27 protein-coding genes and 1 tRNA gene are annotated in these 19,866 nt (G+C 36.2%); 7 read left to right on the forward strand and 21 right to left on the reverse strand.

All coding sequences use genetic code 11. The annotated features are described in order from the left end of the window. Positions 1-885: 885 nt before the first annotated feature. Positions 886-1,026, reverse strand: a complete 141-nt coding sequence (locus tag AC2CGN_RS10210) for a hypothetical protein (RefSeq protein ID WP_484513692.1) — start codon at positions 1,024-1,026, stop codon at positions 886-888. Positions 1,027-1,150: 124 nt separating this feature from the next. Here AC2CGN_RS10210 and AC2CGN_RS10215 point away from each other — a divergent pair, with 124 nt between their 5' ends. The 4 genes from AC2CGN_RS10215 to AC2CGN_RS10230 all read left to right on the forward strand — a co-directional run bounded on the left by AC2CGN_RS10215 (position 1,151) and on the right by AC2CGN_RS10230 (position 2,808). Next, positions 1,151-1,282, forward strand: coding sequence for a hypothetical protein (locus AC2CGN_RS10215; protein ID WP_484513694.1), 132 nt, complete (start codon positions 1,151-1,153; stop codon positions 1,280-1,282). Between the two features lie 76 nt (positions 1,283-1,358). Beyond that, positions 1,359-2,027: a hypothetical protein gene (locus AC2CGN_RS10220; RefSeq protein ID WP_484513696.1), complete on the forward strand. Its 669-nt coding sequence runs from the start codon at positions 1,359-1,361 to the stop codon at positions 2,025-2,027. A 141-nt stretch (positions 2,028-2,168) separates the two neighbouring features. Next, positions 2,169-2,318, forward strand: coding sequence for a hypothetical protein (locus AC2CGN_RS10225; RefSeq protein WP_484513697.1), 150 nt, complete (start codon positions 2,169-2,171; stop codon positions 2,316-2,318). Between the two features lie 253 nt (positions 2,319-2,571). Continuing rightward, entirely contained in the window at positions 2,572-2,808 is a 237-nt protein-coding gene (locus AC2CGN_RS10230) for a DNA-binding protein (protein WP_484513699.1), read from the forward strand. An 83-nt stretch (positions 2,809-2,891) separates the two neighbouring features. On the opposite strand, the gene AC2CGN_RS10235 is transcribed toward AC2CGN_RS10230, so the two are convergent. Next, positions 2,892-3,389: a hypothetical protein gene (locus tag AC2CGN_RS10235; protein ID WP_484513701.1), complete on the reverse strand. Its 498-nt coding sequence runs from the start codon at positions 3,387-3,389 to the stop codon at positions 2,892-2,894. A 214-nt stretch (positions 3,390-3,603) separates the two neighbouring features. Further along, entirely contained in the window at positions 3,604-4,095 is a 492-nt protein-coding gene (locus AC2CGN_RS10240) for a hypothetical protein (RefSeq protein ID WP_484513703.1), read from the reverse strand. 472 nt (positions 4,096-4,567) lie between these two features. Between AC2CGN_RS10240 and AC2CGN_RS10245 the strand changes: the two genes are divergently transcribed. Then, positions 4,568-4,822 (forward strand): hypothetical protein, encoded by a 255-nt coding sequence (locus AC2CGN_RS10245; RefSeq protein WP_484513705.1) that lies wholly within the window; start codon positions 4,568-4,570, stop codon positions 4,820-4,822. A 91-nt stretch (positions 4,823-4,913) separates the two neighbouring features. Here the strand turns inward: AC2CGN_RS10245 and AC2CGN_RS10250 are convergent, their stop codons facing one another. From AC2CGN_RS10250 to AC2CGN_RS10270, 5 genes are all read right to left on the reverse strand, one after another. Next, on the reverse strand, positions 4,914-5,582 hold the full coding sequence (locus tag AC2CGN_RS10250; RefSeq protein WP_484513707.1) for a M15 family metallopeptidase: 669 nt from the start codon (positions 5,580-5,582) through the stop codon (positions 4,914-4,916). Next, the gene (locus AC2CGN_RS10255; protein WP_484513709.1) at positions 5,579-5,833 is read right to left on the reverse strand and encodes a phage holin family protein; all 255 of its coding nucleotides are present in this window, start codon (positions 5,831-5,833) and stop codon (positions 5,579-5,581) included. Before AC2CGN_RS10255 ends, AC2CGN_RS10250 begins: the two co-directional genes overlap by 4 nt. Positions 5,834-6,075: 242 nt before the next feature. Continuing rightward, positions 6,076-6,513: a SpoIIAA family protein gene (locus AC2CGN_RS10260; RefSeq protein ID WP_484513711.1), complete on the reverse strand. Its 438-nt coding sequence runs from the start codon at positions 6,511-6,513 to the stop codon at positions 6,076-6,078. A gap of 122 nt (positions 6,514-6,635) precedes the next feature. Then, positions 6,636-6,827, reverse strand: a complete 192-nt coding sequence (locus AC2CGN_RS10265) for a hypothetical protein (RefSeq protein ID WP_484513713.1) — start codon at positions 6,825-6,827, stop codon at positions 6,636-6,638. A gap of 405 nt (positions 6,828-7,232) precedes the next feature. Continuing rightward, a tRNA-Arg gene (locus tag AC2CGN_RS10270) sits at positions 7,233-7,306 on the reverse strand. A gap of 855 nt (positions 7,307-8,161) precedes the next feature. On the opposite strand from AC2CGN_RS10270, the gene AC2CGN_RS10275 reads away from it, so the two are divergent. Beyond that, entirely contained in the window at positions 8,162-8,815 is a 654-nt protein-coding gene (locus AC2CGN_RS10275; protein WP_429985828.1) for a hypothetical protein, read from the forward strand. Between the two features lie 36 nt (positions 8,816-8,851). On the opposite strand, the gene AC2CGN_RS10280 is transcribed toward AC2CGN_RS10275, so the two are convergent. The 13 genes from AC2CGN_RS10280 to AC2CGN_RS10340 all read right to left on the reverse strand — a co-directional run bounded on the left by AC2CGN_RS10280 (position 8,852) and on the right by AC2CGN_RS10340 (position 19,118). Continuing rightward, positions 8,852-9,550, reverse strand: coding sequence for a YqjF family protein (locus AC2CGN_RS10280; RefSeq protein WP_484513715.1), 699 nt, complete (start codon positions 9,548-9,550; stop codon positions 8,852-8,854). Between the two features lie 57 nt (positions 9,551-9,607). Beyond that, positions 9,608-9,772, reverse strand: a complete 165-nt coding sequence (locus AC2CGN_RS10285; protein ID WP_286926029.1) for a DUF2639 domain-containing protein — start codon at positions 9,770-9,772, stop codon at positions 9,608-9,610. Between the two features lie 106 nt (positions 9,773-9,878). Beyond that, positions 9,879-11,339, reverse strand: a complete 1,461-nt coding sequence (locus tag AC2CGN_RS10290; protein WP_484513717.1) for a protein adenylyltransferase SelO — start codon at positions 11,337-11,339, stop codon at positions 9,879-9,881. 140 nt (positions 11,340-11,479) lie between these two features. After that, positions 11,480-11,986, reverse strand: coding sequence for a metallophosphoesterase (locus tag AC2CGN_RS10295; RefSeq protein WP_484513719.1), 507 nt, complete (start codon positions 11,984-11,986; stop codon positions 11,480-11,482). 12 nt (positions 11,987-11,998) lie between these two features. Next, positions 11,999-12,592: an XTP/dITP diphosphatase gene (locus tag AC2CGN_RS10300; protein WP_484513721.1), complete on the reverse strand. Its 594-nt coding sequence runs from the start codon at positions 12,590-12,592 to the stop codon at positions 11,999-12,001. Further along, positions 12,592-13,341 carry a ribonuclease PH gene (gene rph / locus AC2CGN_RS10305; protein ID WP_484513932.1) on the reverse strand — a complete coding sequence of 250 codons (750 nt, stop codon included), beginning with the start codon at positions 13,339-13,341 and terminating at the stop codon, positions 12,592-12,594. Before rph ends, AC2CGN_RS10300 begins: the two co-directional genes overlap by 1 nt. Positions 13,342-13,470: 129 nt before the next feature. Continuing rightward, complete coding sequence (gene racE, locus AC2CGN_RS10310) at positions 13,471-14,268, reverse strand: glutamate racemase (RefSeq protein ID WP_286926025.1); 798 nt, start codon at positions 14,266-14,268, stop codon at positions 13,471-13,473. A 10-nt stretch (positions 14,269-14,278) separates the two neighbouring features. Then, positions 14,279-14,731: a MarR family winged helix-turn-helix transcriptional regulator gene (locus AC2CGN_RS10315; protein WP_283869081.1), complete on the reverse strand. Its 453-nt coding sequence runs from the start codon at positions 14,729-14,731 to the stop codon at positions 14,279-14,281. A gap of 74 nt (positions 14,732-14,805) precedes the next feature. Beyond that, positions 14,806-15,027 (reverse strand): helix-turn-helix domain-containing protein, encoded by a 222-nt coding sequence (locus AC2CGN_RS10320; RefSeq protein ID WP_004226437.1) that lies wholly within the window; start codon positions 15,025-15,027, stop codon positions 14,806-14,808. Positions 15,028-15,236: 209 nt separating this feature from the next. Further along, on the reverse strand, positions 15,237-15,695 hold the full coding sequence (locus AC2CGN_RS10325) for an acyl-CoA thioesterase (RefSeq protein WP_429982684.1): 459 nt from the start codon (positions 15,693-15,695) through the stop codon (positions 15,237-15,239). Between the two features lie 208 nt (positions 15,696-15,903). Next, positions 15,904-16,683, reverse strand: a complete 780-nt coding sequence (gene sdhB, locus AC2CGN_RS10330; RefSeq protein ID WP_283869083.1) for a succinate dehydrogenase iron-sulfur subunit — start codon at positions 16,681-16,683, stop codon at positions 15,904-15,906. 5 nt (positions 16,684-16,688) lie between these two features. Next, on the reverse strand, positions 16,689-18,443 hold the full coding sequence (gene sdhA, locus AC2CGN_RS10335; protein ID WP_429985831.1) for a succinate dehydrogenase flavoprotein subunit: 1,755 nt from the start codon (positions 18,441-18,443) through the stop codon (positions 16,689-16,691). 66 nt (positions 18,444-18,509) lie between these two features. Then, positions 18,510-19,118 carry a succinate dehydrogenase cytochrome b558 subunit gene (locus tag AC2CGN_RS10340; protein WP_054770928.1) on the reverse strand — a complete coding sequence of 203 codons (609 nt, stop codon included), beginning with the start codon at positions 19,116-19,118 and terminating at the stop codon, positions 18,510-18,512. Between the two features lie 272 nt (positions 19,119-19,390). Between AC2CGN_RS10340 and AC2CGN_RS10345 the strand changes: the two genes are divergently transcribed. Then, positions 19,391-19,825: a YslB family protein gene (locus tag AC2CGN_RS10345; protein WP_054770927.1), complete on the forward strand. Its 435-nt coding sequence runs from the start codon at positions 19,391-19,393 to the stop codon at positions 19,823-19,825. The last annotated feature ends 41 nt before the right edge of the window (positions 19,826-19,866 follow it).

Here is a 19,866-nt window from a genome sequence, read left to right on the forward strand (position 1 = left end):
AGCCATATAAAGTAGCCATTATTGCTTGTGCAAATAAGCTTTTACATTGGATTTATGCGATTTTAAAAACGAAAACACCATTCCAAGAAACCATGTAGTGACAGCATTTTCAAATACAATAAAAACCTCCCAAATTGAATTCGGAGGGTTATTTGGGTTGCGCTTTTTTAGTATAGCATGAAGTGTTTTTTAATTTAAAAGATTTTTATTGACAATCTATTAGCTGGTTTAGTTGAAGTATACAAATATTTACACTGGTTATCAGTGGACTACTATTGGGTACGTACCTTACAATCGATAAGAATAAAAATCCACGAGTTTACAAATTCGTGGATTTTATTTTTTTATATGAAAAATAATTGTATATAAAATCAAATATTGATACGAAATAGGATGAACCAGCAAATAAGATTATAGGGCTATCATAAGGGTCGCTAATAAAGCCTTGTAAATCAAAAAAGTCTTGTAAATCTAGATAAAGTAACCAAAGTGTTGTGATGGTGAAAAGAGAAATATCGTAAGCAATACTTAGTGGGCGTTTAATCTTTTTTAGAGCGAAATTAAAAACGACAATTCTAAAAAAAACAAATAGGAATAAACAAATAAAATAAGCGCATGTAACATAAATGATTGATGGCTGTATTGATTCTGGTATCGTCGGCATCAGCATAAACCCCTTTGAATAATTTTATAAATAGTGTATCGATTGGAGTTGTTATAAAGTAGGAAACGAAATTATGATTCTATAATTGTTATATAATTCAAAAAGGTTTGATTTTTATATTGCATACGAATTAGACGAGCTAAAAGAATCATTATTAAACTAACCAGCCCTGTCAGTTTAATAATACCTCAAATCAAATTATTTTGGATATAATTTTCCATTCACCATTCAAGCCAATTATCTAACGATGGTTCATTATGCACTATTGATTGTGGAAGGCTATTCCTTTCATTTAACCAATTATAGAAAGGTACTGGACGTTCCCTGTGCGCTTTGCCCTCCACATATGATGATTTATTCACCTTTCAACTCAAACGCCCCACAGCCTTACTATACGCCCCTACAAATACGGCTCTTTTGATATTTCTAGCAAATTTCAATATTATTAATGTTGGAGATAGAAAAAATATAAAAGAGGATAATTAAATGAACAAACTAGAACAAACAACCCTAGAATTACTGGAAGCTGGTTATACGATTGAAGAAATTAAAGCAGCCTTTGAGGAAGTAATTGAACAAGCTAAACAGTCCAATACAGATCGTGAGACAGATAACTAACAAAGTTGTCTGTTTTTTTGTATGTACTTTTATCCCCTGATTTCCTAAAATGGAAATATAGAGGGAGGATTTAAAAATGAAAAAATTAATTTTTAGTGCAGCATTAGTATTAAGTCTTGGACTAGCTGGATGCGGAGAAGATAAGGCTAAAGAAGAACCAGGCGAAAAAGAAACACCTGTATCAGCTGAACAAAAAGTACAAAAAGAAGAGAGTAAAACAGATGATAATGAGGTTAAAGAAGGTCCTTTAACAAAAGCAGGGCAATGGACAATGGATGGTCAAGACAAAGTTACTTTGGTAAAAATCAAAGAGGTAAACCAAACATATAAACAAGGTCCTGTCGATTTAACAATTGAATCCGTTAAATTATTACATCACTCAAATGTTGCTGATAAAACAAAGGAATACTTAAAAAATGCTAGTGGCAAAGATGTAACAGAATTAAACACAATTCAAGTGGTTTATAAAGTCGAAAATACAGTAGATGATAATGTTATGATGATGGCAATTGATACATTAACAACCGATACCAAAGCACAAATTCATAGCTATGATAATCTAGCAAGTTCTGATGACACAGGCAGTTATGCAGGAAAAGTCATTGTAGAAGGCATGGCTATTTTCCCTTACTTCAACGGCACTTTAGAAGATATTAATACAATTTTCATTAATACGGGTATGACATTAAATAGCGATGCAGGTACAAGACTTGGGGAGAGTCAACGTATCGAAATTGCTTTATAAATAAAAACGAATTAAGTCACTCAAATGAGTGGCTTTTTTTGATGAAAATAATTGGATAAACAGTAAATTATTTCACATAAACCTATTTACTTTTTTAAATAGATATTGTATAATAAGAGTATAGAAAGGAGGTGAACAAGAGTGGATGAATTTGAAAAAGTTCTTGCAACTGTCGCACTTGTAGCCACAACATTTAAAGCTTTCACATCAGGATTAAAAGACATTTACGACATGACGCAAGGCAAAAAGAAAAAGCGACGCCCCCCTACCAAGAAGAAACGTCGCAAGTAACACCGGAAGGAGGTTAACCCCTCCTTCTTACTCAAATTATATCACATCCACTTACATGTATGAAAAAATTACTTAAAAGATTTGGTTATACAAACATCGCTTTATTAATTGCAAGTACAGTTATAATACTAGCATTTGTTGATTTTCAAAACCCATCAACTTTAGATTATGTATTAATGGCACTGTACGGAATCACAATCTTAATCCACATCATAAGACTTATCATGTTTACGATAAAAGAGAGGTGAATAAAATGGAATATAAATTTAAATCGACTGAGGAACTTCTTAACTTTTTGAATGAAGAATTATTATCTGCAGCTGAAGCAGCTGAGGTATTGGAAATATCGAAAGTTAGGCTCGGTCAATTAGTAAAAGACGGAAAGTTAATAGCAGCTAAAGAGCAGCCTAAAATGTTCTTAAAAAGTGTGCTATTAGAGAAAAAGGATGAACTTGAATCACTTCGTAAAAAGTTTAGACCATATGAATAATAATAATAATAATACAAAGACCAGGCACTCACATTTTTATGAGCGCCTGGTCTTTTACATTACTCACTAATTTAAACAATTTACTACTCACCTAACTCAACCTTCACTGACAAAGCTATATCTGCTGAAGGAGTTTCTTCTTGAACTACACATGATATTAAATAAGCCCCTTCTGGTAAATCATTAAATACCTGTTCATAGCTTTCATTCTCCTTCAAGAAACCAGTTGCAACCTTTCTTTTATCATCCGCATTTCGAATACTATACAAAAAACTTTTAGTGCCAGTATTCAATAAATATATCTTAACCTTCAAATCACCGTTAACCGTAAAATATGATTTACTTTCACCAATAGAAGAAACTATTTGTTCATCAATTAAACTTTCATGAGTAACTTCAATTTGCCCTCCCTTTAATTCTTCCTCTTTCTCCTTTTGAGTAGTATCCAACACAACAGGTTCATTTTTGATTACTTTTGACTCTTTTTTGGAAGATGGTTCTTCTGTTTGAGATGAATACATACTACATCCTGATAAAATAATACAAATAGAACAAATATGTGCTAATTTATATATCTTCATAATTCTCTCCTAATTAATTATAGCAAAAATTATATTTTTTCTTATTCTGCATACTTGCTTCATTTGAAAAATACCATAAAACACCTAGGTTCCCTTCGCTTAGGTAGTTCCCAATTTAGTATTTTTTATTTCATAACTATAAAAGGCCCAGGCTCAAACTTTAATCGAGTACCAGGGCTTTTTTATATAACTGAAAATATTAAAATTTAGATTCTTAGTTTAATGATCTGACAGCGAAATCAAATGCTCCTGATCCACCATTAATTGTAGTAATTGATACCTTATATTCACCCACAGGAATGTCATCTAAATCCCAAAATGCTGTATAAGTTTTAGATTCACCAGGGTATAAAGTTCCAGAGCTCCAAATGTAACCATTAGGTTTGTAAATTTTCCAATTAAAAGTATTTGAACCTCTATTGGCAATGTTATATCTTATGTCATATTTACTTGAACCAACTTGGAATGAATTTTTAAACTCTCCATTTACTAATGGTTGGTTAGTGTAACTTGCTAGTAGCGATCTTACCCATTTCCAAGAATCACTACCAAAATACTCTTCGTGATTCGAACCAATATTAACCTCTTCATTTTCCTGAATGTTTGTGTTAATTGTTTCTATTTCGGATGCCATTGCAGGTGCTATACTAGTTCCAGCTAAAGCTAAAGTTAAAGCAGATACTGTTGCCAATTTTGTAAATTTCACTAATATCACTCCAGTTTGTATTTTTATTTACGCAAATAATTTATGAATTATAATCTAGATTTCTTTTCCTCGAGTCAATTCAATCCTATCATTACCATTATACCAAATCAATGGAAAATTAACGCCAGATTTTGGCGGTATTAATTACATTTTTTGACGGTGTTTTCTATTTTATAACAATTTACGCCATATCACGCCAAGGATACCGCCATTTTTTGGCGCTATTATAATCCTTTCATATAACATAAGTATTATTTTTGATGAACTTTTCACTGAAACACTTGAAAATTTTTATTTAGAGTTTCTTTTTTGCTTAAATATTTTTCTTCACTAAACTGTCAATTTTAGTATTATGATTACAAAAAAAGCCCACGCTCAAAAAAATATTAGATACCCTTTTTATAATGTACATATATAATTAAATTTCTTAAAATGGTAAATAGTAGATATGAATAGATGGAGGAGAATGTAATTGAGTAGTTGCCCTAATTGTTTAGCCAATAATTCGATTAAGAAAGTATATAGAGATGGTTCAGTATTTAAGATATGTGAGTATTGTAATACTACCACAGAAGTTACGAAGCGAACGGTGAGAGAAGAAAACGAAGTCAAAAATGATGTGGAAAAAGAAGAATCTTCAAGTGGTTGTTTGATTGGAGCAATTATGTATGCAATTATGGCACTTATTATTATTATAAATTTTATAATTGAATTAAATAAATTATAAAAAGATTGTTATATGACCAAGACAGCAATTAGGCTATCTTGGTCTTTAGTATTTTTATGATTAAATACAACAGGTACCGTACTTGTTTCTATTACTTTTTATCATTTCTACGCTGTTGAATCGTAATATACAACCCGATTAAACGGTCGGTGGTCATTGTTCCATTCTGTAAATCCTTTAAGTGTGATTCTTGAATAATTCCATCTTTAACCGCCTGTGCAATAAAGTTTTCCGTTTCAGTTTTCATAGCTGGTGAACCAGGGTTCCATGATTGAGTCACTTTGATTTCCTCCTTCGGTTTGTCTTCCACAATTAATTGGACTTGCATCTTACTGTTGCTTGGCACAATCACTTGTCCTATTTTATAGCCTGCTGGCATCTTCCAAGATGTTTTAACCTCGAAATGCGGTCGATCAATACTACCTACCCAATCACCGCCCCACGTAATGCCAAGCTTTCGTGCAATAGCCCCTACTCGATTAAGTGTTGTTACATCATATAAAGACTGTGGAGGACCCATAGCAATATCCCAAGCTAGGCGTGACTTGTGATTGCTGGTTAGTGTCCAAATAACAATTTGCTCAGGTCTAGTACGTCCTTGAGAATAAAGGTAATTTTGTCGTTCCTGCGAGTGGTATGTTTCAGTGATGAAGATGTTTTTAATTCCAACTTTGAAACACTCCTGAAATAGCAATCGACAGGCTGTTTGTGCTGCAGGTAGCAGCTCAACAAGATCTCGGCATGTTGTTACGCTAGTCATTGTTTATCACCCTTTTTATCATCATTATCAATTTGTAATTGAGAGAATGCATTTGCTAAAAATTTCGGTACTTTAATGCCTAATTTCCCTAAATTCTCTATCATGCTTATATCAATCAAAAATAGAATCATAGCATTACGCATGAAGTTACCACTCTCTGTAGCTAGGTCTAGTTGTACTGCAGCAATGACCATTAAAATCATGGCAAACTTTTTAATCAGCCCTTTAAACGCCTTTTTTACTTTCGACATTTTTAAATAAGTAACCGACCATAATTCCGAGCGTTAATCAATAGCCATAAATATAGCGAAAGCTTTTACTAGATGGTCGATGCCACCAACAAAATAAGCGCCCCATGCCCTTGAGCCGCCTATGAGTGATGTATATAGCGTGTCTGTTTTCATACTACACCTTCCTTTTTGCATAATAAAAGCCCTCCACAATCATGTGGAAGGCAAATCGTTATTTGTTATTGCTTAAAATATTACATCAACTATTTAAAATCTCTCAGCCATTTGAATGCCTGTTCATAATTATCGAAAAATTCAATAGACCCTTTTGTGTTGGATTGCTTTAAGTGGTTCATTATCTCTCCTTCTTCAAGGAGAAACGCAATTGCTTTGCTGTGTTTTAGAATGGTATTATTAAAAAACTTATCTTTCCATTCTTTCTGAACAGAAAAATGGTCTGGAATGTATCCTTTTCTATCTACCAACAATTTGAATTCTCGACCTTCAGAAATAAATTGCTGGCACACCTTTTCAAAACCATTAAACCAATCATTAACATCTTCAATCTTTATTTGACCTATTAGGTGAGTAACTATTATATCTCCTGAAACTTCGGTGTTGACGTTTTTTTCTATCAATTTAGAATCATCTCCCTTAGTTTCTATTATCCGTAAAAACCCTATAAAATCAAATACCCACACCATCTAATAGTTTCGACAATAAAAATAACGCTAAGCTTCTGCTTGCGTTTCTGTATCATCTACTGGTAAGTCACTAATGATGATATGTTTATTAATGATTGCCCCTCCAATATTAACGAAATTTATTTTTGATCGTTTAATGTTGACGTGAATACACCCGCATCAAACTCCGCATTTTTCAAATTAATTAACTGTCCATTGTTTAATTGTACTTGATAATTCATAGCTATCATTCTCCTTATTTTTTCAATTTTAAAGTCTGTACCGATTTTTAATAAAGGCTCTACCTGTGATCCGACTGTAACAGTAAGCAAACAACCACCTTCTTTCTAATAAAAATACGCCACTTTTTTTAATGACGTCACTGAACAATATGGAACGATTGTAAATCACAAATATTATATTTAATCGAATTTATTTTTTAGGTGGTTTAAGAGGACTAGCCTGTTTAATGGGTTGTATTTAGTCATTTCTTATTTGCATTTTACCCTGCTGCCCATATATTCAAGCTCGTTTGGGACATTCAAGTATTACCACAACAATGAATACTTATGGTCATTTATTAGAAGAAACTGATCAAAGAGCCAGTACTCACTTCGATAAGCTTTTTAACAAAAAAGATTGATTTGGTCAAATTTCGGGCAAATTATTTAGCTATCCGTATTTATGCATAAATATAAAAAGCCTTACAACCGTTGTGGCTGTAAGGCTTGAGTTAGCGTCCCAGGAGGGATTCGAACCCCCGACCGACGGCTTAGAAGGCCGTTGCTCTATCCAGCTGAGCTACTGAGACATGATGTCATTTCTATATATTTCATATGAAGGACAATATTTATTATATGTACTTTATGGGGAAATGTCAACATTAATTTTACTTTGAAGGCAAGGTTTGCCTCATAAAGATTATTATATGAATTCATTAGTGATTTTATGCAATCTTTCCCATTCTTTTTGCTTGGATTGACCGATTTTTTACTAAAATGAAGAGTAGCAAAAACGAGAGTTATGATACCGTTTTTTCAAATGCACAACAAGTTACTCATGTTGTCAATGCTGATATAAGCAGAGAGTTAAGGTCAGTAAGTAGAGAACGATTTACTAGAGCAAAAATATTCTACATTTTTTATTCCAACTGATGTAACAGAAGGTGAACCTCTGATTATTTTGTATACTATATATATTTTAATAAATAATGCGGGTAACTTTCAATATAAATCTCCATAGGTTTAACATTAAAGGAATGAAATGATCCAAACTAATTTATCGAGTGCCTTTTTCTGTTAAAGTGATGAGATCTCTTGATGGTGCAATTTTCTTCGGCCCCTATTCGTGCTGAAATGTCTGAATTTGAAGCAGAGGCTTATCGGCAACAAAATGTCGCATTAACATAACGGTCATATTGTATATTACCAGGATAATTGAAACTGGGGATTATCAGGAGCTTCGTGAGGTTGATCATGCGCAGCAATTATCTGGAATTGTAGTATTGATCAAGCCCTCCTTTATTTAACTAACACTGCAAATAATTTTATAACAGACATTAATCTTACTGTAGATGGTATGAAGAATAATCAATTTTGCCTTCTATCATACTCGAAACTTTTAAAGAGTATTCTAAAGTAAAGGAAAAATAAAAAGGAGTGAATTATTGTATCCTTATTCACAAGGGTTTACCCTTAGTATGCTATATCCCGCTCCATACACTAATTATACGGCACCAGTTCGCCATTTTTTAAGACCGTCAAATGATTATCGGCGCTGTATAAGTAAAATTGAGGCTGACTTTATGGCGATGAATCGACTTCTCTGGATGGAGCATGTCAATTGGACGAGGATGACAATTATTAGCATTGTTTTTAATCTGCCTGATTTTCCCTTCGTGCAACAACGATTGTTGCGCAATGCGACTGACTTAGGCAATTGTCTACGCCCATTCTATGGTGATGCCATTGCTGATCGTTATGCTACCTTAATAAAGGAACATCTTACTATAGCAGCACAATTAGTGACTGCTGCTGTTAAAGGAGATGCTAAAACAGCAGATGCTAAAGAAAAAGAATGGTATCGAAACGCAGACGAAATTGCTATTTTTTTACACAGTATCAATCCTTACTTAAGCATAGAAGGTGTGCAACAAATGTTCTATACACATTTAGCGTTAACGAAAAATGAAGCGATAACCATGATACAAAAAGATTATCAAACAGATGTAAACATTTTTGATGAAATTGAGGCTGAAGCACTTGCTATGTCAGATATGATTGCCCACGCGATTGTCCTCCAGTTTTGTTATCTCTTCTAGTCATAAAAACCAGATCTATTAACATTGATTTTTTTGTTAATAAATCTGGTTTTTCTGTTCAACAACAGGTGGAAAAATGTTCGCCTTCTTGCACTTTGCATAATGAACTATTGGTTGAGTCCTTTGGAGCATTTCATTCGTAAAAGGAGCTAGCGTATTGCTTTCAATATTGATTTGCGCTTTTTGAAGCTGCCAAGGTAAATGATGTATATCGATACGTAATAATACATTTTTCGATTTTGTCCATGAGCAATAGCGTTCTACTAACCACTTATCAAAGCTGCTACTAGGTATTTCATTAGGCAATGGTTTATAAGAAATCCTTGCTCTTTCCTTAAATTTATTACTATGGCTTGTAAAAAAATAGCTATTATCCTTTAGTTGTAGTGCCATTTTTGCATAACGGTATTTTAAACCACCCAAGGAAGCTAATTGTGCAACAAAGCGATTTGTCACATCTAAATTAAAAAAATAAATACCTTGCTTCCCCTTGTACGTCACATAGGTACGTATATTGAGCTGTACATAGGAATCAGTTCCAGGGAATGCTGGTAGCAATCGTAGTCGTTGTCCGTTTACTTTAAAAAGCACTATACTAAGCCAAGCGTTTTGTTCAAAGAGATCTACTTTTAAATCTTTTGGGATATGCTGCTCTAGTATAGAAGGAGGAACCGGCCAATGCAAAAACAATACATCCTGCCATGTTTGCGTTAAAATCCATGGTTTTCTCCACATCAAATCACTCCCTTCTGTAGAATCAATTCTCTCCTACAAAAGAGTAGTTCAAACATTTTATTTTTGATTCGTTTCTAGCGTTTCTTTTACAACAAAGCGATAATATAAATTGCGAAGCTCAGATTCTTTAAAAAGCCCTAAATGATTTTTTAATTGAGGGTGTACTAGGATTCCATGTTTACGCAATTCTTTAACAAACCAACCCTTTGAATATTTATACATCTAATCTAGTCTCCTTTAGCATTTATTCATACATAGGGTATGCGCTTGGATTCTAGAAGTGACCTTTTGACAAAATAAAAAAACGAAGGGAGTTCCCCTCGCTTAATTATGTGCCACAAAATGTACGATATGGCTGTGTAGATGGTGCTGGTAATGCTGCGTATTGTAATTGCTCATTAGAATGCTCGAACGGCTGCGCAAGGGCCTTTAATAATTTGTTCATAACACTGTCGTCCCCATGCTCGACTACAGCCTCTAATGCTTCTTCTACACGATGGTTTCGTGGAATAATTGCTGGATTATGATTACGCATTAATTGGTGGGACATTTCCTTTGTTTGCGATTGTCTTGTTAATCGCTCAAGCCATTTACTATGCCACTCTTTAAATGCCGATGAGCTAAATAGCTGTGATTCGTCCCATCTTTCAAAGGTTAATGCAATAAATGTATTTGTATAGTCCGCTTGATATTGCTGCATAAGCTTAAGTAGCTCTTCAATAAGTAGCGCGTCCTGCTCTTCTTCATTATAAATGCCAAGCTTTGCACGCATACCCGCTAGCCAGTTATCATGATACAATTTGGGATATTGCTGCAATGTTTCTTGAGCTAAGGTTATTGCCTCCTCTTGATTTTCATGAATTAAAGGTAATAATGTTTCAGCTAAGCGTGTTAAATTCCAGCCACCTATATTGGGCTGGTTGCCATATGCGTAACGACCTTGTCTATCAATGGAGCTGAACACTGTCGCTGGGTCATAGGTATCCATAAATGCACAGGGGCCATAATCAATCGTTTCACCACTAATAGTCATATTATCCGTGTTCATCACACCATGAATAAAGCCAACTAACTGCCATTTTGCAATAAGGGAGGCCTGCTTTCTGATTACTTCCTGTAGTAAATAAAGATAGCGATTTTGAGCCTGATCTGCATTCGGAAAATGTCGCTCTAATGTATATTCTGCTAACATTTTTAGCTCCTCATCTGTTCCCCACTGTGCTGCAAATTGGAAGGTACCGACGCGCAAATGACTGCTGGCAATACGAGTTAGAACAGCACCCGGAAGCTCAGATTCACGGATAATTGTTTCACCTGTTGTTACAACAGCCAAGCTTCGTGAAGTGGGAATACCAAGTGCATGCATGGCTTCGCTAATTATATATTCACGCAGCATGGGTCCAAGTGCTGCCCTGCCGTCTCCGCCACGAGAAAAAGGTGTCCTTCCTGAGCCTTTTAGCGCGACATCAAAACGTTCATTATTTGGGGTTATTTGCTCTCCAAGCAACAGTGCTCGTCCATCGCCTAGCATATTGAAATGACCAAATTGATGACCAGCATAGGCTTGAGCAATGGGATTCCCTCCAGCTGGAACCTTATTTCCTGCAAAAATCGCAACCGCTTCCTCGCTAGATAAGGCTTCAATCGTTAAACCTAATGACGAGGCAACCGTCTCATTTAATTTGACCAGCTTAGGAGCACGTACAGGATTAAGGGCTAGTTCCGAATAAAAAATGCTAGCTAGTTGGACATAACTATTATCAAAATTCCATCCAATTATATTTTCCATGCTCTCTCCTTTATTGTCTTTTATATTTATTTTTCCTTCATCATTAAAATCAATTCATAGTCAATTTTACCACTAAGAACACCTTCAAGCCGACTACAAATTAAAAATCCGCTAAATAAAGCGGATTTCTACAACCATCATTATTCATTTCGCATAAATGTATAAGCGTCTAAAAGCCGGTGATCGTCCGTAAAGAAATCAACTTTAAAAGTTGTCTGATTGATCTCCACAACGGCAAAGCTCTTCTCTTGGCGTCCACGCGGCTTTAACAGGCTCCCTGGATTTAAAAATAATATACCATCAATCATCTCTGCTCCTAGCATATGAGAATGTCCGAAGCAGGCAATTTGTGCATCCACTTCTTTTGCTCGGTAGGATAATGATAGCAAAGAGCTTTTCACATTAAATAGATGACCATGGGTTGCAAAAACTTTTATATCGTCAACATCAATCACTATTTCATCTGGAAAGGCTGAATCAACGTCACAATTACCCCGTACTTTTTTCATGCCCTCTAATACCTGATGGGAGAAAGGAAGCTCACTATCCCCACAATGTATCAAAATGTCAATGTTTGGATAAAAGCCTCGAACCTTTTCAATCACACCGCTATCACCGTGTGTATCACTCATCACTAGTATTTGCATGGATATCACCTCTTATTTTATAAGATTTGACAATTGTTCCTTCAACTGACGAATTGCATTTCCACGGTGAGAAATGGCAGCCTTTTCTGCTGGCGATAGCTCAGCCATCATACGACCTAAGCTTGGTACGTAGAAGATTGGATCATAGCCAAAGCCATTTGTACCGCGTTTTTCATGGGCAATAACACCCTCACAAGTACCGAAAACTGTAGTTGTGTTAAAATTAGGACCTGCAATGGCAATACAGCAGCAGAAGCGTGCTGTACGATTTTCACCTTCAACATTCTTTAAATTTTCTAGCAGTTTGACTATATTCGCTTCATCATCATGGTCGCCTGCATACCGTGCAGAATAAACGCCTGGCTCTCCATTTAATGCATCGACAGCTAAGCCGCTATCATCTGCAATAACGATTGTGCCGAGCTCTTTGGCTAATGCCTCTGCCTTTAAGACTGCATTTTCCTCAAATGTAGTGCCCGTTTCTTCTATTTCCATTTCTGGTGCTACTTCAAACATGGTTACCACTTCATAGCCAAGTGGACCAAATAAAGCTTCGAAATCCTTTGCTTTTCCTTTATTTTTCGTTGCGATTACTACTTGCTTCATCACTTTTGTCCTCCAATTTGATCTGCCAGTTCGCCAAGTGTCTCTTTTTGTAGTGCAATTAACTCTTGAATACCTTTTTCACCTAATGCTAGTAAATCATTTAACTGTGAACGAGAAAATGTTGCTTCTTCTCCTGTTCCTTGAAGCTCAACAAATTGTCCTGCTCCTGTCATCACAATATTCATATCAATAGCTGCATCAACATCTTCTACATAGTTTAAGTCTAAAATTGCCCCCTGTTCTTCGACAATTCCAACACTTGTTGCTGCTAAATAGTCAGTCACAGGAAATTTTTCAAAAGGCTTTTCGGCACCGAATTTAGCGATTGCCTGTGTCATTGCCACAAATGCACCTGTAATAGAGGCTGTACGTGTTCCTCCATCCGCTTGAATAACATCACAATCAATCCACACTGTTCGCTCCCCAAGTGCCTCTAAGTCAACAATAGCACGTAATGCACGGCCGATTAAACGTTGGATTTCCATTGTACGACCATTCACCTTGCCTCGTGATGACTCACGTGGTGTACGCTGTGCTGTTGCACGAGGTAGCATCGAATATTCTGCCGTGATCCAACCTTTGCCCTGTCCACGTAAAAATCCTGGAACCTTATCCTCAATTGTTGCTGTACAAATCACTTTTGTATTACCAACTTGAATTAAAACTGAGCCTTCAGGGTGTACTAAATACTCACTATCTATTTTTACTGGTCGCAGTGCATCTGCATTTCTTCCATCAAATCTTGTCATCATTCTTGTTCCTCCTAAAACTTTCGCACTCATCTTATCATACTTTAACCATTCAAAAAAGTGTACGGTTCTCTATGTAAGATGCTAAAAACAGCAAAAATCAGCCTAGCCCGTCGCTAAGCTGATTTTTTATTTTAATGTCATACGTTTTATATCGAGAGTACCTTGTTCAAGCCAATTTTCAGCAATTGAACGGAAAATGGGTACCGATCCTGTGGCATAAAATTTATGAGCAGGCACTATAGTTGAATCAGCCAACGTGCCATTATACTCAAGCATTTCTTGAACATCCTTTGCTGTTTCCTCTGCAGAAGATAGCACGAAAACATCTTCTCCGACAACAGCTTCAATTTGTTTTTGCAAAATTGGATAATGTGTACATCCTAAGATGACCGTATCAAATTGTTCATTTTTCAACGGCTTTAAGCCTTCTGTAATTAATTTATTAGCAAATCCACCTTTATATTCGCCACTTTCAACAAGTGGTACAAATGTTGGACAAGCAAGTGGAATAATATGTGTTGACGTATTGAGTGACAGTAAGGCTTCCTCATACGCCCCACTTTTAATGGTTCCTTCTGTTGCAAGCACAACGACTTCATGTCGCTTCGTTTTCTTTACAGCTGCACGTGCGCCAGCATTAATAACGCCTAGTACCGGAAAAGGCATATTTCTTTGTAAACTTTCGAGTGCTACTGCAGTCGCTGTATTACAAGCAATAACAAGCATCTTGATATTCATTTTCTCGAGTGCTTTTGCCATTTGCCAAGTGAAATTCCGTACTTCCTGTCGACTTCTCGGACCATATGGACATCTTGCTGTATCGCCAATGTAGTAAATCGTTTCATTTGGCAAACGTTTCATAATTTCCTTTGCTACGGTTAAACCGCCAACTCCTGAATCAATAACGCCTATCGGGGCATTCATACTTTCCGCCTCAATCCTGTTTCATGTGTACATGTAGTCTTTGTAGATATCCTGATAATTGCGCGACTTCTTGCTCATTAAAACCTACAAGTTTTTCCTGCAAATACTGTTGTCTTTTTTCAATAACCTCTTGAATAATACGTTCGCCTTTCTCGAGAAGATGAACAACAACGACACGACGATCATTTTCATCACGTACTCGTTTCACTAATTCATTTTTCTCCATTCGGTCCACTAAATCTGTTGTTGTACTAAAAGCTAAGTATAATCGGTTAGACAAGTCGCCAATTGTCATATCACCAAGTTCTTCTAACCACTGTAATGCAACAAATTGTGGCGGTGTAATCGCATATTGCGAAACAATTTCTCTTCCCTTTTGTTTCACAATGGCCGCTATATAGCGTAATTCCTTTTCAACCGTTGCAACGGTTTCAGGTGAGTGTTTTGTTACTTCATCCGACATATAACTATTTCACTCCTAAAAATACGTTGAATAGTTCTATTTTGTCGTTTTTTTCATGAAATAGCAAGTGTCCATTAGTCTAATTTAAATTCTTCTAAGCGTAACAGCTCAATTAACGCCTGAGATCGATTTGTTACACCTAGCTTTTGAATTGTATTGGAAATGTGATTTCGCACTGTTTTTTCACTAATACCAAGTTGCTCTGCTATATCCCTCGTTGTTTTTTCAGCTAATAAAAGCGCAAATATTTCACGTTCTCGATTTGTTAAAAGAGAACGATGATGAGAGCCATTCATTTTCAGTTACACCCTCCTCCCCCGCACGTATTGTAACTTATGATAGGGAATGAGGAGCGGTGACGGCTATTTTCATGAATATGACATGTTTCCTTAAAAATTTCGAAAATTCCCGTCATAAATAAATGAAATGTATCGGTAAACGCCTTTCAAAATGATAAAGGTTGTTCACTACCCAAAAGAAATTGCTTGTCAAAGAACGATTTATATTAGAGTATGGAAAGGCTGGCTAAATGATTCCTTGCTTCTTCAGATAAAGCTATACTTTTCCCAGTGCGAGGGTCCATTTGCACAACTGTCCCTCGACCCGTGAAACAAACTTCATCTTTTTGATTTTTCCCCATATAATGAATATCCAATGATGAATTACCAACTTTCGCTACCTTTGTATATATTTTTAATACATCATCAAAGAAAACCTGTCTTACATAATCACATTGTAGATCTGCTACTATTGGAATTCCCTCAACATTCTCATCAATTGCAGCTGGCATTAGGATACCTAAGTGACGGAAATAATCAATTCGTGCTTGTTCAAAATATGTAAAGCTAACTGTATTGTTCATATGACCATACATATCGGTTTCAGAAAAACGTACACGTACCTCGATATAAAAAGAAAAATCCTTTGCCCATTCCCGAAAATCTTCAATATAATTTGCTTTCATCTTAGCATCCTCCTAAAATTAATTCACTTTTAAATTTAGCGAATCGATAAATGAATATATATTCATTATAAAGGAGATTATTATATTATCATAGAAAATTCATCTATTTGCTTGTTTTATTCACAAAATTCCTTAGTGGAGGAAATTGGGATAGAAAAAACCCCCTGACACTTTGCGTGTAGGGGGTTTTAAAGTAAAGCTTGTACAATTAGTCAACGAAGTGATCTGAACCGAAAAAGTTACGGAACATTTGCACTGTAGTTGCACGGTTTAATGATGCGATAGATGTTGTTAAAGGAATACCTTTTGGACATGCAGCAACACAGTTTTGAGAGTTACCACAGTTTGCAAGGCCTCCATCACCCATAATCGCATTTAAACGTTGATCTTTAATCATAGCACCAGTTGGGTGAGTGTTGAATAAACGTACTTGTGATAATGGTGCTGGCCCGATGAATGATGCTTTTTCAGACACGTTTGGACAAGCTTCCATACATACACCACAAGTCATACATTTAGATAATTCATAAGCCCATTGACGTTTACCTTCTGGCATACGCGGACCTTCACCTAAATCATAAGTACCATCGATTGGCACCCATGCTTTAACTTTTTTCAGTGCATTGAACATACGTTCACGGTCAACTTGTAAGTCACGAATTACAGGGAATGTTTTCATAGGCTCTAGTTTAATAGGCTCAGTCAATTGATCAACGAGTGTTGAACAAGATTGACGTGGGCGACCATTAATAACCATTGAACATGCACCACAAACTTCTTCTAAACAGTTCATATCCCATGCTACCGGTGAAGTATTTTCACCATTTTCAGTAACAGGATTTTTTTGAATTTCCATTAAAATTGAAATTACGTTCATACCATGACGGTAAGGCACTTGGAATTTTTGCCAGTAGCTATTGCCGCCTTTAGTATCTTGACGTAAAATTTCCACTTTGACCATTCTTCCAGTATTTGCTGCGATTTGCATAACTTTTAGTCTCCTTTCGCAGAGTAGTCGCGTTTACGTGGTGGAATTAAAGAAACGTCGACTTCTTGGTACGTGATGATAGGATTACCAGTAGTTGGATCAAACTTCGCCATTGTTGTTTTTAAGAAGTTTTCATCATCACGGTTCGGGAAATCTGGTTTATAGTGAGCACCACGTGATTCATTACGCAATAATGCACCCTGTGTCATTACTTTCGCAAGAATTAACATATTTTTAAGCTGACGTGTAAAGTGCGCACCTTGGTTGCTCCATTTTTGCGTATCATTGATGTTGATGTTATTCCAACGTTCAGAAAGATCATCTAATTTTTTCAATGTATCTTCAAGTTGGTCGTTATAACGTACTACTGTCATCGTAGCAGTCATCATCTCACCAAGCTCTTTATGAAGCAAGTAAGCGTTTTCTGTGCCTTCCATCTTCATGATAGCGTCCCATTTAGTTTGTTCTTCTTTTTCGCGAGCATCGTAAAGCTCTTGTGGAAGATCTTCAGCATGCTTTTTAAGATGTTTTACATAATCTACTGCGTTTGGTCCTGCAACCATACCACCGTAGATAGCAGATAATAATGAGTTTGCACCAAGACGGTTTGCACCATGTTGTGAGTAATCACATTCACCTGCTGCAAATAGACCAGGTATTTCAGTCATTTGGTTGTAGTCAACCCATAATCCACCCATTGAGTAGTGAACTGCTGGGAAAATTTTCATAGGTAATTTACGTGGGTCATCTCCAACGAATTTTTCGTAGATTTCGATGATACCACCAAGTTTAACGTCCAATTCATGTGGATCTTTATGAGAAAGATCTAGGTATACCATGTTTTCACCATTGATACCAAGTTTTTGGTTTACACAAACGTCGAAAATTTCACGTGTTGCAATATCACGTGGTACTAAGTTACCATAGGCTGGGTATTTTTCTTCTAGGAAGTACCAAGGTTTACCGTCTTTATAAGTCCAAATACGTCCACCTTCACCACGAGCCGATTCTGACATTAAACGGTTTTTGTCATCTCCAGGAATCGCTGTAGGGTGAATTTGGATGAATTCACCATTCGCATAAGAAGCACCTTGTTGGTAAACGATAGAAGCAGCAGATCCAGTATTAATAACAGAGTTTGTTGTTTTACCGAAGATAATACCAGGACCACCAGTCGCCATAATAACAGCGTCTGCACGGTATGATTTAATTTCTTCAGTACGCATATCTTGTGCTACAATACCACGACAAACGCCATCTTCGTCAATAATGACACCAAGGAATTCCCAGTGCTCATATTTATTAACTAAACCAGCTACTTCGTGTGAACGAACTTGCTCATCTAGTGCATATAGTAATTGTTGACCAGTTGTTGCACCTGAGAATGCTGTACGGTGCATTAATGTACCACCAAAACGACGGAAATCAAGAAGTCCTTCAGGTGTACGGTTGAACATAACGCCCATACGGTCCATTAAGTGAATAATACCAGGAGCCGCATCACACATACCTTTAACTGGTGGTTGGTTAGCTAAGAAGTCCCCACCATATACTGTATCATCAAAGTGAATCCAAGGAGAATCCCCTTCACCTTTTGTATTTACCGCACCATTAATTCCGCCTTGCGCACATACAGAGTGTGAGCGTTTTACAGGAACTAATGAGAATAAATCAACTTCAGTACCAACTTCAGCTGCTTTAATCGTTGCCATCAGACCAGCAAGACCGCCGCCGACAACAATTATTTTGCTTTTCGCCATGATTATTTCTCACTCCTCTTAAAAAATTGCAATGATTGCATGTGCTCTATAATAGCTTCTATTAAATTAAACGAAAGCTAAAATAGCAGCCACACCAACTACACTTAGAATTACGAAAAGAATGTTTGTTACATAAGTAGCAATCTTTTGAGACTGAGGAGATTGTACAACACCCCAGCTTACTAGGAATGCCCATAGACCGTTTGATAAGTGGAAAGTTGCTGATAAAATACCAACGATGTAGAATCCAAGCATGATTGGATTAGCAACGATATTCGCCATCATATCGTAATCAACGTGTGTACCAAGCGCTTTTTGAATACGAGTTTGGAAAATATGCCATGCAATGAAAATCACTAAGAATACACCTGTAAAACGTTGTAATGAGAACATCCAGTTACGGTATGTGCTGAAACGTCCTGTATTTGGTGTAGCAGTGAATGCAATGTAAACACCATAAAATGCGTGGAACATTAATGGAATATAGATGACAATCCATTCAACTAGGATAAGGAATGGAATCTTTTCCATTACTGCGGTAGCATCGTTGTAACTTTCTGCTCCGCCTGTTGCTGTAAAGTTAATGAACAGGTGCATCGTTAAGAACAAACCTACTGGAATGATCCCAAGTAGAGAATGTAAGCGACGCCATAAAAACTCTCGATCTTTCGACAAGACTGTTACCCCCCTTAGTACTTAAAATAGCACAACAAAAGAAGTCATCATTTTGTAAATGATACTTCATTGACTGTGTATTTCATCATGGTACAATATTATGACATGTTTATTGTACTCTCAAGAGCTACGAGCGTCAAGGTAACTTAGAGTTTTTCATAGTCCTCATTAAAGAACTAATCTAGTACATGATGCATCATTTTTTCTCGAAAAAACTATCTTTACTTTATCAGCGTTAAATTTTAAGAAAATTCTAAGAAAGAAGGATTTCAATGTTAAACCCTCCATATCCTACTATCTCATCATTTGGCTATGAGATTATCCGTGATCATATTTTATCTTCAATTCTTGGTAAACACGAGGAGGATGTACTTTACTGGGCCGGAAAAGAGCTGGCTCGGAAGTTTCCTTGTAAAAGTCAAGAAGAACTTATCGCATTTTTCGCAGATGCCTGTTGGGGTACCCTTGAATTGATTAAAGAAACAAAAGATGGACGTATATTCCAGTTGACAAATGATCCTGAGCTGCTATTAGTTGGGCACCGTTGCTTTAGATTGGAAGCCGGTTTTATAGCAGAGCAAATTCAGCAAGCAAAAGGTTATTTAACAGAATGCTACGATGAAAAACAAGTTAAACAGGAGCATGTGATGTTCACTGTGAAGTGGGATGTTAAAGAAAGAATTATGAATACTATACCAACAGAGTAAGAAAAAGGATTGCATCCCTCTCTTTATTTATGGGATGACAA

The sequence above is a fragment of the Lysinibacillus sp. DFXJR4 genome, assembly GCF_057196045.1.

What these genes read in the sequence shown, in the direction of transcription:
- AC2CGN_RS10215 (WP_484513694.1), top strand. Translation starts at nt 1,151, where the DNA reads ATGAACAAACTAGAACAAACAACCCTAGAATTACTGGAAGCTGGTTAT.
- AC2CGN_RS10220 (WP_484513696.1), top strand. Translation starts at nt 1,359, where the DNA reads ATGAAAAAATTAATTTTTAGTGCAGCATTAGTATTAAGTCTTGGACTA.
- AC2CGN_RS10230 (WP_484513699.1), top strand. Translation starts at nt 2,572, where the DNA reads ATGGAATATAAATTTAAATCGACTGAGGAACTTCTTAACTTTTTGAAT.
- AC2CGN_RS10235 (WP_484513701.1), bottom strand. Translation starts at nt 3,389, where the DNA reads ATGAAGATATATAAATTAGCACATATTTGTTCTATTTGTATTATTTTA.
- AC2CGN_RS10250 (WP_484513707.1), bottom strand. Translation starts at nt 5,582, where the DNA reads ATGACTAGCGTAACAACATGCCGAGATCTTGTTGAGCTGCTACCTGCA.
- AC2CGN_RS10255 (WP_484513709.1), bottom strand. Translation starts at nt 5,833, where the DNA reads ATGTCGAAAGTAAAAAAGGCGTTTAAAGGGCTGATTAAAAAGTTTGCC.
- AC2CGN_RS10280 (WP_484513715.1), bottom strand. Translation starts at nt 9,550, where the DNA reads ATGTGGAGAAAACCATGGATTTTAACGCAAACATGGCAGGATGTATTG.
- AC2CGN_RS10285 (WP_286926029.1), bottom strand. Translation starts at nt 9,772, where the DNA reads ATGTATAAATATTCAAAGGGTTGGTTTGTTAAAGAATTGCGTAAACAT.
- AC2CGN_RS10290 (WP_484513717.1), bottom strand. Translation starts at nt 11,339, where the DNA reads ATGGAAAATATAATTGGATGGAATTTTGATAATAGTTATGTCCAACTA.
- AC2CGN_RS10295 (WP_484513719.1), bottom strand. Translation starts at nt 11,986, where the DNA reads ATGCAAATACTAGTGATGAGTGATACACACGGTGATAGCGGTGTGATT.
- AC2CGN_RS10300 (WP_484513721.1), bottom strand. Translation starts at nt 12,592, where the DNA reads ATGAAGCAAGTAGTAATCGCAACGAAAAATAAAGGAAAAGCAAAGGAT.
- rph (WP_484513932.1), bottom strand. Translation starts at nt 13,341, where the DNA reads ATGACAAGATTTGATGGAAGAAATGCAGATGCACTGCGACCAGTAAAA.
- racE (WP_286926025.1), bottom strand. Translation starts at nt 14,268, where the DNA reads ATGAATGCCCCGATAGGCGTTATTGATTCAGGAGTTGGCGGTTTAACC.
- AC2CGN_RS10315 (WP_283869081.1), bottom strand. Translation starts at nt 14,731, where the DNA reads ATGTCGGATGAAGTAACAAAACACTCACCTGAAACCGTTGCAACGGTT.
- AC2CGN_RS10320 (WP_004226437.1), bottom strand. Translation starts at nt 15,027, where the DNA reads ATGAATGGCTCTCATCATCGTTCTCTTTTAACAAATCGAGAACGTGAA.
- AC2CGN_RS10325 (WP_429982684.1), bottom strand. Translation starts at nt 15,695, where the DNA reads ATGAAAGCAAATTATATTGAAGATTTTCGGGAATGGGCAAAGGATTTT.
- sdhB (WP_283869083.1), bottom strand. Translation starts at nt 16,683, where the DNA reads ATGCAAATCGCAGCAAATACTGGAAGAATGGTCAAAGTGGAAATTTTA.
- sdhA (WP_429985831.1), bottom strand. Translation starts at nt 18,443, where the DNA reads ATGGCGAAAAGCAAAATAATTGTTGTCGGCGGCGGTCTTGCTGGTCTG.
- AC2CGN_RS10345 (WP_054770927.1), top strand. Translation starts at nt 19,391, where the DNA reads ATGTTAAACCCTCCATATCCTACTATCTCATCATTTGGCTATGAGATT.